This is a genomic window from Euzebya tangerina, assembly GCF_003074135.1.
In the GTDB taxonomy this organism is placed as follows: domain Bacteria; phylum Actinomycetota; class Nitriliruptoria; order Euzebyales; family Euzebyaceae; genus Euzebya; species Euzebya tangerina.
On sequence record NZ_PPDK01000001.1, the window covers coordinates 2,359,174 to 2,370,420 of the forward strand.

General features: G+C 71.8%; 7 protein-coding genes. 6 read left to right on the top strand and 1 reads right to left on the bottom strand.

Going from position 1 to position 11,247, the window contains the following annotated elements; all coding sequences use genetic code 11:
* Window positions 1-46: 46 nt before the first annotated feature.
* Window positions 47-1,072: a S66 family peptidase gene (locus C1746_RS10895; RefSeq protein WP_116714615.1), complete on the bottom strand. Its 1,026-nt coding sequence runs from the start codon at window positions 1,070-1,072 to the stop codon at window positions 47-49.
* Between the two features lie 47 nt (window positions 1,073-1,119).
* On the opposite strand from C1746_RS10895, the gene C1746_RS10900 reads away from it, so the two are divergent.
* The 6 genes from C1746_RS10900 to C1746_RS10925 all read left to right on the top strand — a co-directional run bounded on the left by C1746_RS10900 (window position 1,120) and on the right by C1746_RS10925 (window position 11,243).
* Entirely contained in the window at window positions 1,120-3,039 is a 1,920-nt protein-coding gene (locus C1746_RS10900; protein ID WP_116714616.1) for a cell wall-binding repeat-containing protein, read from the top strand.
* 423 nt (window positions 3,040-3,462) lie between these two features.
* Window positions 3,463-6,108: a cell wall-binding repeat-containing protein gene (locus tag C1746_RS10905; protein ID WP_116714617.1), complete on the top strand. Its 2,646-nt coding sequence runs from the start codon at window positions 3,463-3,465 to the stop codon at window positions 6,106-6,108.
* 209 nt (window positions 6,109-6,317) lie between these two features.
* On the top strand, window positions 6,318-7,400 hold the full coding sequence (locus tag C1746_RS10910) for a hypothetical protein (RefSeq protein ID WP_116714618.1): 1,083 nt from the start codon (window positions 6,318-6,320) through the stop codon (window positions 7,398-7,400).
* Entirely contained in the window at window positions 7,397-8,551 is a 1,155-nt protein-coding gene (locus C1746_RS10915; RefSeq protein WP_116714619.1) for an energy-coupling factor transporter transmembrane component T family protein, read from the top strand. The genes C1746_RS10910 and C1746_RS10915 overlap by 4 nt, the downstream gene beginning before the upstream one ends.
* A complete protein-coding gene (locus C1746_RS10920) occupies window positions 8,548-10,398 on the top strand; it encodes an ABC transporter ATP-binding protein (protein WP_116714620.1) in 1,851 nt (616 codons plus the stop codon). Before C1746_RS10915 ends, C1746_RS10920 begins: the two co-directional genes overlap by 4 nt.
* Window positions 10,395-11,243, top strand: coding sequence for an ECF transporter S component (locus tag C1746_RS10925; RefSeq protein WP_240598887.1), 849 nt, complete (start codon window positions 10,395-10,397; stop codon window positions 11,241-11,243). The genes C1746_RS10920 and C1746_RS10925 overlap by 4 nt, the downstream gene beginning before the upstream one ends.
* Window positions 11,244-11,247 lie beyond the last annotated feature (4 nt).

Below are 11,247 nucleotides of genomic sequence, written 5' to 3' on the forward strand. Positions count from 1 at the left end.
GGGGGACCGTCTGAGGTCACCCGCAGCCGGACGACCGCCGATGCGGTCACACCCCATCGACCAGTGCCTGGGTGATGGTCTGCTCGTCACCATCACACACGATCTGCGCGGCCAGTCCGTTGAGGAGTGACAGCTGTGGCGGAACATGCCCGCAGTCGACGTCCAGGATCACCGGGAGATCGAGGTCCCCAAGGACGGATCGGACCGCATCGGCCTGCGTGAACCCGTCGGCGTCCGGCGCGTAGGTCCGTCCGATCAGGACGGCGCCGGCCTGGTCGAACCAGCCCGCCAGGCGGAACCGCCAGAGATGCCGGGCGATGTCGATGGCGCCGTCCTCCGATGCCTCCAGGTACACCACGAACGGCGCGTCCAACGCGCTGATGTCGCCGAATCGGGTGCCGGCCAGGATGGAGACCGTTTCGATGCACCCTCCGATGAGCGTTCCCGTGGCACGGACGGGACCAGCGTCCGGGGCCAGCAGCCGCCAGCCGCCGGGCCGGTCCAACTGGTAGACGTGGTCCTCCGGGTAGGTCGCGTAGTCCACGAAACCGGGGCCGCGAACCTGCCGAGCCGCACCCTGGTGCAGGACCGTCCCGGGGTCGGCGGAGGCGACGTCCAACCAGGTCAGCATCGGCTCGGGCACTCCATACGGGGTGTCCATCAGGTTCTGACCGTGCACGGTCACCAGGCCGGTCATCGTCGTGAGCGGCATCAGCAGCGTGTCCATGTCGGAGTACCCGATCACCCACGTCGGCTGGGCCCTGGCGATCGCCTCCAGGTCCAGATGCGGCAGCACCTCGACCCCCAACTCACCGCCCCAGGGTGGGATGATGGCCCGGACCTCCGGATCCAGGAGCATCCGCTGCAGCTCCTCGGCTCGCGCCGCCGCCGGGGCGCTGACGATGCCGTCACCGTCCATGCACGCGCCGACCTCGACGTCGTAGCCGCGGTTGCGCAGCATGTCCAGGCACACCTCCAACCGACGGCTGAGGGCAGCCGGGACGCCTGCGGATGGCGACGTCACCCCGATCCGGTCGCCGGGCTGCAGTGGAGCGGGCAGACGGATGGCCATGCCACCACCTTGGCGCCACGCTGCGGGCCTCGCTACGGTCCGCCGGCATGACCGCTGTTGCGAGCGTGCGTCCTGTTCTCACCGTCCTTCTCGCGGTTGCGCTGCTGCTCACCGCCGTCCCGCGAGTTGGGGCCCAGGACCCCGTGGAGGTGGCCCGGACCGCGGCTGCCGAGTGGCTCGTCGAGCAGTACGACGACGACGCCATCCAAGGCTTCGGGTTGCTGGCCGACCTGATCTTCGCGCTCGTCGCCACCGATGAGGCGGAGGAGACTGTTGCGTTCGCTCGAGATGAGTTGGAGCAGCTGGTCGGGGAGGGGCAGGGCGACGGGCCGCAGCCATCGGTGGGGGAGCTGGCCAAGACCGCGCTGGGAATCGCCGTTGCCGGCGGGGACCCGGATGATGTCGACGGAAACTCCCTCATCGTGCCGCTGCGCAGTCGCATCGTCGACGCCGGTCCGGACGCTGGACGCATCGGCGACGCCGGACCGTTCATCCAGGCGCTCGGGGTCTTCGCGCTGGCGGCAACACCCGAGGGGGCACCGGAGGAGACCCTCACCTGGCTGGCGGACCAGGCCTGCGCGGATGGCGGCTACGCCTTCGTGATCGGTCAGGACGATGCCGGGATCAGTCAGGGCTGTCCTGCGGGCACCGAGAGTGAGGCCGACACCACGGCGCTGGTCGCGCAGGCGCTGCTCCTCGGTCCCGACGTCTCCAGCGACGCGGACGCCGCCGTGCAGTGGTTGCTGGACGCACAAGCCACGGACGGTGGCGTGGACGGGACCGCCAACGACACCGGTCTGGCCGGGCAGACGCTGCTCGCGGCCGGGGAGGACGAGGCGGCACGAGCGGCGGCAGGGTTCATCGTGAGCCTGCAGTACGACGCCGACCAGCCGGAGGCGGGAGCGATCCGGTTCACCCCCGAGGCGGACGGGTCGCTGCTGCTCGCGACGACGCAGGGGGTCCTCGGGCTTGGTGGTCCGTCCTTCCCGGAGCTGGTCGGGGCGGATCTGGCGCCAACACCCTCACCGTCCCCGACGCCGAGTCCGGCGCCGACCCCGTCCCCCACCCCGAGCGCGGTCGACCGGGTGGCCGGCGAGACCCGCATCACCACGGCGATCGCCGCCAGCCAGGCGGAGTTCGACGACGACGAGGCGGGTGGGGTCGTCCTGGCCCGTGCCGACGCCTTCGCCGACGCCCTGGCCGGCACCCCGCTGGCTGCCGAGTTGGACGGGCCCCTGCTGATCACCGGCTCGGATGGGCTGGACGAGCAGGTCGCCGCGGAACTGCGACGCATCATGCCCGACGACGGCACCGTGACGCTGCTGGGCGGGACGGCAGCACTGTCCGAGCAGGTCGCGGCCGACATCGAGGCGCTCGCCCTGACCCCACGCCGGATTGCCGGCGACACGCGCATCACCACGGCGATCGCCGTAGCCGAGAGCCTGCCGGATACGACCACGGTGCTGCTCACGACCGGGAATGACTTCCCCGACGCGCTGACGGCGGGTACGGCCGCGGCGGTCACCGGCTCGACGGCCGTCCTGCTGACACCGGGTGATCAGCCCAGCGCAGCGGTGGACGCGTTCCTGGCAGAGGCAGCGCCGGCGGGGACCTTCGCCATCGGCGGCCCGGCCGTTGCCGCCTACCCCGATGCGGTTCCGTTGGCCGGACCCAGTCGCGAGACGACCGCCATCGCCGTCGCCCGCGAGTTCTTCGACGCCCCGGCTGCCGTCGCGTTGGCCCGCAGCGATGGCTTCGCCGACGCTCTGGCAGGCGGGGTCCTCGCGGCACGCCGCGGCGCACCGCTGCTCTTGACGCCCACCGCAGCGCTCAGCTCGGCGGACCGCGAATACGTCTGCGCCACCTCCAGCATCAGCGGCGCCGTCCTGCTCGGTGGAACCGGGGCGGTCTCCCTCGAGGTGGAACAGACTGTCGAGGATCTGCTTGCGGGGTCAGGGTGCCCGTGACCGACACCGCGGCTGGAGGCGTTGGGTCCGCGATCGCTCGTGCACAGCCTCACAGGTCGGAGCGCGCTGTCGGACGGTCAGGTTGACGCCCGACCCCCCTGGTCGGTACTGTCCCGCAGGTCCGGCCGCACTCCAGCCGGATGAGTCTCGCAATAGGGGAAGCCGGTCAGATGCCGGCGCTGACCCGCAACCGTAGGTGATACTCCGCGCCCCCCGGGGCGAGGACGTGCACGAGCCGGAATGCCTGTTCGGGACTGGCAGGAAGCTCCATCACCGTCGTGGCATACGGGCGGAGCCCCCACAACGTCCGGCACCTGTTCGACTCGGTCAGTGAGGGCCCGCTGGGCCCCTCACAGAAACCGAGACACCGTGTCAGATCCAACTCCGCCAGTCATCACGCCTGCCCGCAGGCACCAGCGGCGCTTGCGCCTCATCCTGTTCCTCGCGCTGCTGCTCAGCGCCACCCTCGTGCCCCCCGTCGCCGCCCAGCCGAGCGACGCCCCCCAGATCGCGGCTGCTGCCTGGCTGGCCGACCAGTACGACGCGGGCGAGGTGACCAGCCCCGGCGCCCTCTCCGACCTCATCTTCGCGCTGGCGGGGACCGATCAACAGGACGACACCCTCGCTGCGGCCCGCGCGGACCTCGAAGCCGCTGCAGCCGATGTCGATCCGATCAGCGACAACCCCGGGGCACTCGGCAAGGGTCTGCTCGGGATCCGGGTGGCCGGCGGTGACGGGGCCGACCTGGAGGCCGCCCTTCGAGACCTCATCACCGATGGTGGCCCTGACGACGGCCAGATCGGCACCGCCGGCGCCTTCCTGCAGGCACTCGCGGTCATGGGCCTGACGACCACCACAGACGGCGCGCCGCCGGCCACCGTGCAGTGGCTGGCCTCCCGGCGCTGCCCGGACGGCGGATTCGAGTTCGGCGCCGATGTGTGTACGACCGCCGCGGGAGGCGACGTCGATACGACGGCCCTGGTCATCCAGGCGCTGGTCGGCCAGAGCGACGTCGAGGACGCCCTGGACGGAGCCGTCGACTGGCTGCTCGACCAGCAGGCCGGCGACGGATCGTTCTCCTCCTTCGGGACACCGAACAGCAACAGCACCGGGCTGGCCGGTCAGGCACTTCGGGCCGCCGGCCGACTGGCTGCAGCAGATCGTGCCGCCGCCTTCAACGCCACCCTCCAGAAGCCGGACGGCGACGGGAACGCCGGAGCGTTGGCCTTCTCGTCGGCCGACGACGGCTCGCTGTTCCTCGCAACCGCCCAGGGGGTCCTGGCCTTCGGCGCCCCCGCCTTCCCCGCGATCACCCCGGGCATCGACCAGCGCGACCCGCGCGGCCGGGCCTGCGTCGGCGATGAGGGCGTGACCGTCATCGTGGACCTCAGCCTCTTCGACGACTCCGCGCTGGAGGGCGATGTGATGATCGGCTGCGCGGCAGGTGATCCCAGCAGCAGCATCGACGCACTCCGCGAGGCCGACTTCGAGGTCGAGATCCAGTCCTTCGACTTCGGCGACCTGGTCTGCGCCATCGAGGGCCGGCCCGAGCTGGCCTGCGACGAGCCGTTCACGGGCGACTTCTGGGCCTTCTTCACGGGCAACGACGACGGCAGCTGGGCCACCTCGATGGTCGGTGCCAGCGACCGGGACCCCGATCCCGGGGACATCGATGGCTGGCGCTACGGCGATGGTGCCGAGCCCAGCGTCCCGGCCCTCCCCGCGACCCCGACCGGGGCCGCCTGTGACGGTGATGAGGGGGTCACCGTGGTGGTCGACCTCACCCTCTTCGACGAGGGCATCGTGACCAGCTGCGCCGTGGGTGATCCCGTCAACGGGTTGGATGCCCTGCGGTTGGCCAACTTCGACATCGTCACCCAGGCCAGCGACTTCGGCGAGTTCGTGTGCGCCATCGAGGGCCGGCCCGAGCTGGCCTGCGACGAACCCTTCGCTGGCAACTACTGGGCGTACTTCGAAGGCTCACCGGACGGCTCGTTCACCGAGTACCAGGTGGGTGCCAGCGACACCGACCCGCAGCCCGGCGACATCGAGGGCTGGCGCTACGGCGACGGCGCCGCGCCCGGAGCTGGTGGTGGCACCGACACGTCCACCGACACACCTACCGACACCCTCCGGCGCCTGGCAGGCGACGACCGGATCTCCACCGCGATCGCCATCTCGCAGGACCGCTTCGCCGACGGCATGGCCGGCGCGGTGGTGCTCGGGCGGGCTGACGTCTTCGCCGATGCCTTGCCCGGCACCCCGCTGGCGGTGGCAGTCGACGGTCCGATCCTGATCACACCGACGGATACCGTTGACGAGCGCGTTCGTGACGAGATCGCCCGGGTGCTACCCGACGGCGGCACCGTCTACCTCCTCGGTGGCGAGGTGGCCATCAGTGCGGACGTGGAGGAGGCACTGGCAGATCTCGGCTACGACGTCGTCCGGGCCGGGGGCCGAGATCGGATCGAGACGGCCCTCGCCGTGGCCGAAGCCATCGGTCTGCCGACCAACCTCCTGATCACCACCGGGTACAACTTCCCCGATGCGCTGTCGGCCGGCGCCGCTGCAGCCGCCACCGGCGACGGCGCAGTGCTGCTGACCGGTGACGGCGAGCCGCACCCGGCCGTCGACGCCTACCTTGACTCGCGGACCGACACCAACACGGATCCGGGCACCGACACCGGCACCGACACCAGTTCGGACACCGCGGTGTTTTCCATCGGTGGGCCGGCGTCGGCTGCCTACCCCGCTGCCACCTCCGTGATGGGTGATACTCGCGAGGAGACGGCTGTGGCGGTGGCGGAGACCTTCTTCAATACCCCGACGGTGGTGGGCGTGGCACGTAACGACGAGTTCGCCGACGCTCTGGCGGGTGGGTATCACATCGCCACGCTGGGTGGTCCGTTGCTGCTGACCTCGGGGGAGGAGCTCTCAGCGGCGTCACAGGTGTACGTCTGCGCGACCCCGAGCACCGGCGCGGCCGTGGTGTACGGCGGCGAGGCGGCCATCGCCCCGGCGGTGGCGGGCGAACTGGCCGATGCGCTGGACGGAGGTTCCTGCAACTGAGGACGCGTGGGATCGAAACGGCCGACGGCGGCCGGGCGGCTGCCCCGAGGGCGGCGGCCCTGCGCTGGCCTGCCGGGACGCGATCCCGGAGGGTCTGCGGGGCCATCCTCGCTATTGTCCTGACGGCGGCGATCATCCCCGTCCTCGGCGTCCCGGTTGGGGCGCAGGGCAGTGCCGGCCCGTGCACGGATGCCACGGGTGTCACGGTCGTGATCGACTTCCAGGGCCTGGATCGGGACACCATCGTCAGATGTGCCCCGCAGCCGGTGGAATCCGGCTTCGACGCACTGGAGCGGGCCGGCGTCGCCACCACTCGGGTCACGCAGCAGCCGCTGGTGGTCTGCCGGTTGGAGGGGGTGCCGGCGGACGACCCGTGCGCGTCCATGCCGGCGGCAGACTTCTACTGGTCGTACTGGCATGCGGAAGGGGGAGGGGAGTGGACCTACTCCGACGACGGTGCGGCGACCCGGAGGCCGCCACCCGGCAGTGTCGAGGGCTGGTCCTTCGTCACCGATGCCGGTCGGAGCGACACCACGCCGCCTCGTGACGCCCCGCCAGCCCCCACCTCGGCTGACGAGACGAACCCCGACGGGGACGGAGGAGGGTCGGACGCCGACGCACCCCAACTGCCCACCGGCGATCCCGCGGATGACGAGCCGGCACCGCCGGCGCTCGGTGACAACACGTCGGGATCGAGCGGCTCGGACGGGACCGGCAGTACGAGCGGGGGTTCGGGGGCCCCCGGTGGGTCAGGCAGCAATTCGGGGTCCGGGTCAGCAGGGTCCGGGTCAGACGGAGGCTCGGGTTCTGCCAGCGGCGGTTCAGGGTCGGGCGGCAGCTCCGGGTCAGCCGGCCCAGGGTCCTCCGAGTCAGGACCGGAGAGCGGCGACCAGGCGGATGACCCGGGAGCGGCGGACCAGGACGACGCCACCACGCCCGACGCATCAGCGGAGGGCGCTGACGAGGAGGCGTCAGGTCCGACCAACGCACGGCCGTCGACGAGCCCGCCACCCTCGCCACGTCCCTCCGCCTTCGACGCCGCACCACCCGAAGACGCCCCGAGCCCACTCCCGTCGGACGATGTTGCGCTGCTCGACCTCTTCCCCGAGCAGGATCGACCCACCGACTTGCCGACGGTCTTCGGCGTGGCCGGCGCAGCAGGCGCAGCCGAGCTGGCAGATCAGGCGAGCACCGGCCCGCCGCCGGACACCCTTGCCGGGATCAGCCTGCTGCTGATCATGGGCAATATGGCCGGTTTGGCCGCCTATCGCCGTCGGGAGGCCCCGGCGTGACCGCCGCCGCCCTCCGGAGCCTGCACCCAGCCGCATGGTGGGTGTGGGCCATCGGGCTGGCCGTGGCCGCCACCCGGACCACGAACCCGCTCCTGCTCGGCCTCATCCTGGTCGTGGCCCTGACCGTCGTGGCCTCGCGGCAGCCAGCTGTTCCGTGGGCTGCGGGCCTGCGCCTCTACCTCGTCCTCGCCATCCTCGTCGTGGCCGTCCGTGTCATCTTCCGCATGGTGCTCGGTGGTGGTGACGGCGGGACGGTCCTGTTCGCGCTGCCCGAGATCCCTCTCCCGGAGGCCGCTCGCGGCATCCGGATCGGCGGTCCGGTCTCCGCGGAGGGTCTCGCTGCGGCCTTCTACGACGGTCTCCGGCTGGCGACCATGCTCGTCTGCGTCGGCGCCGCCAACCTCCTGGCCGACCCGCGACGGCTGCTCAAGTCCGTCCCGGGCGCCCTCTACGAGATCGGCACGGCCGTCGTCGTTGCCCTCACGATCGCTCCGCAACTGGTCGTCAGCGTCGGGCGGGTCCGTCGCGCCCAGTCGCTGCGTGGCGAGGCCGGAGGACGGCTCACGTCGATCCGACGCAGCCTGGTCCCGGTGCTGACCGACGCGCTCGACAACTCGCTGCACCTGGCTGCGGCCATGGGGTCGCGGGGGTACGGACGGACTGCCGGCTGGTCCGCTTCTGCGCGACGCCGGGCCGGTGGCCTGCTCCTCGGCGGGCTGATGGGGATCTGCATCGGCCTGTACGGTCTGCTGGATGCCTCGGCCCCTCGGGCGTTGGCGTGGCCCGCGCTGCTGAGCGGTGCGGCCGTGGCGATCGTCGGCCTGGTGCTGTCCGGTCATCGGACACGACGAAGCCGGTACCGGGCGGAGGTCTGGGGTGCCGCCGATGTGGCGACCGTCATGGCAGGCGTCGTGGCAGCGCTGGGTGTGACGGTCGCCGGCTCGAACTCCCCGACCGTGCTCCACCCCTCGACGTTCCCGCTGGTCTGGCCCTCGGTGTCGTTGCTGGCGACCGGGACCGTGCTCCTTGCTGCGCTGCCGGCCGTCATCACCCCCCGGCCGTCGTCACCGGGTGCACCGGAGACGCTGGAGGAGCCGTCGACCCTGCGGTCCACACCCTCGGTCCACACCCCGGTGGTGCGCGGCCGATGATCCACTTCGATGACGTCTCGGTCACGTTCGACGGTGAGGAGTGGCCGACCCTCTCACGAGTCACGCTGACGGTCGCCGAGGGTGATCTCTGCCTCGTCGTCGGTCCCACCGGCTCGGGCAAGAGCACGCTGCTCGGCGCCGCAGCCGGACTGGTGCCGCACTTCACCGGTGGCCACCTCTCCGGGACGGTGCTGATCGGTGGTCGTGACACACGCGACCATCCGCCCCACGCGCTGGCCGATCTCGTCGGCGTCGTGGGTCAGAATCCGGCGGCGGGCTTCGTCACCGGGACCGTGGAGGAGGAGTTGGCCTTCACCATGGAGCAGCTGGGGGTGGCCCCGTCCGTGATGCGGCAGCGGGTGGAGGAGACCCTCGACCTGCTCGGGTTGGCCGACCTCCGCGGGCGCCGGCTGGACCACCTCTCCGGCGGGCAGCAGCAGCGCGTGGCGATCGGCGCCGTCCTGACCGCCCACCCGCGGGTGCTCGTCCTGGACGAGCCGACGTCGGCGCTCGACCCAACCGCAGCCGAGGAGGTCCTGGGCATGGTGAGCCGGCTGGTGTCCGACCTGGGCGTCACCGCCCTGGTGGCTGAGCACCGGCTGGAGCGGATCGTCCAGTTCGCCGATCAGGTCGCGGAGCTGGACGGCGCCCCTGACCCCGGTCGGCCTGGCACCGCCGCGGGCAGGCAGGTGTCCCGGGTCCGCTGCGGGGCCACCGCGGATGTCCTGGTCGACGCCGCCGTCGCCCCGCCCATCGTGGAGCTCGGGCGGGTCGCGGGCTGGCACCCAGTCCCGCTGACCATTCGCGATGCCCGCCGCCGTGCTGGGTCGTTGCGCGATCGTCTCGCTGGTCTGGAGCGCCCGGACGACCGTGCAGGGCCCGGTGGCGCGTCGCCCCGCGTCCAGGACGCCCGATCGGATCGTCAGCCCGTGCTCCGCGCCTCCGGGGTCACGGTCCGCTACGGCGACGCCGTGGCCGTCGGTGGCGTGTCGGTGTCAGTTGCGCCCGCGAGCATCACCGGCCTCATGGGTCGCAACGGTGCCGGCAAGACCTCGCTGCTGTGGGCGCTGCATGGAGCAGGACCTCGGCAGGCGGGCACGGTCGAGATCGCCGGTGTCGACCCACGGACCGCCGGCGCGGCCGAGCGTCGGGGACTGATCGCACTCGTCCCACAGCAACCTGGCGACCTGCTGTACGAGGACACCGTGGCGGCAGCCTGCGCCTCCGCGGACGACAGGGCAGGTGCTACAGCAGGGTCGTGCCGGGCGTTGCTCGACCGGCTGGTGCCCGGTGTGCCCGCCGAGGCCCACCCGCGGGATCTGTCGGAGGGGCAACGGCTGGCTGTGGCGCTGGCGATCCAGCTGCTCGGCGACCCCGCGGTCGTCGCGCTCGATGAGCCCACCCGGGGCCTGGACTACGCGGCCAAGCGACAGCTGGCGGCGATCGTTCGCGGGCTGACAGCGAGGGGTGTGACCGTCCTGGTCAGCACGCACGATGTCGAGTTCGTCGCCTCCCTCTGCGACCGCGTCATCGTGATGGCGGATGGTGAGGTGATCGCGGACGGGCCGACCGCAGCGGTGGTCACGGCCTCCCCGGCGTTCGCCCCACAGGTCACGAAGGTCCTGGCCCCCCAACCCTGGTTGACGGTTGAGGAGGTGCGAGACGCACTGGCTCGGTCACAACCGACGGGCGCACCAACCCTCCCCACCGGGACTCCAACCCTCGCCACCGACACCACCAGCCCCGCCGGCGGCAGCCCGGATGGGACGGCCTCACCGGACCGGGCTCCGCGATCCCGACCTACGCCGAGCCCCTGGCCCGCACCCACCGCCGGGGTCCGCCGATGAGCACTCCAACCCACCAGTCGTCGGTTGGCGGTCGGGCCATGGTCGTGCGCATCTCCGGCCGTGGCGCCCTCATCCTGGCCCTTGCCAGCGGGGTCGGACTGGCGATGTTCACCTGGCCGCTGCTGCTGCAACCGGCCGCCGACTTCGCCCACGCCACCGACGCCCCCTTCATCTTCGTCGGGATCCTCCCGATCGTCCTGGCCATCGTCCTGGCCGAGATGGCTGACGGCGGAATGGACACCAAGGCCCTCGCGATGCTCGGGGTCCTGGCTGCTGTCGGAGCCGTCCTGCGACCACTCGGTGCCGGTCTCGCCGGGATCGAGTTGGTCTTCTTCCTCCTCATCCTGGCCGGGCGCGTGCTCGGCCCCGGATTCGGCTTCGTCCTGGGGTGTGTGACGCTCTTCACCTCAGCGCTGCTCACCGCAGGGGTCGGTCCCTGGCTGCCGTTCCAGATGCTCGCCGCCGGATGGGTCGGCATGGGCGCCGGGCTGCTGCCGCTCCCGCGCCTCCGCGGCCGTGCCGAGACCGCTCTGCTGGCGCTCTACGGTGCCCTGAGCGGCTACGCCTTCGGCTTCCTCATGAACTTGGCGTTCTGGCCCTTCACGCTGGGGGCGGACACCTCGCTGTCCTACCTCCCCGGTGGCGCGGTGATCGACAACCTGTCCCGCTTCGTCCTCTACACGCTCAGCACGTCGGCGGCTGGGTGGGACACCGGCCGAGCCATCACGAACGCCGTCGCCATCCTGCTGCTCGGTCCCGCCGTGCTGGCCGCCCTCCGCCGCGCCTCCCGCCGCGCCGCCTTCGACGCACCGGTCACGTTCACCGCCAAAGCGCGAGACACCTAGACTT

What these genes read in the sequence shown, in the direction of transcription:
- C1746_RS10900 (WP_116714616.1), top strand. Translation starts at nt 1,120, where the DNA reads ATGACCGCTGTTGCGAGCGTGCGTCCTGTTCTCACCGTCCTTCTCGCG.
- C1746_RS10920 (WP_116714620.1), top strand. Translation starts at nt 8,548, where the DNA reads ATGATCCACTTCGATGACGTCTCGGTCACGTTCGACGGTGAGGAGTGG.
- C1746_RS10895 (WP_116714615.1), bottom strand. Translation starts at nt 1,072, where the DNA reads ATGGCCATCCGTCTGCCCGCTCCACTGCAGCCCGGCGACCGGATCGGG.
- C1746_RS10925 (WP_240598887.1), top strand. Translation starts at nt 10,395, where the DNA reads ATGAGCACTCCAACCCACCAGTCGTCGGTTGGCGGTCGGGCCATGGTC.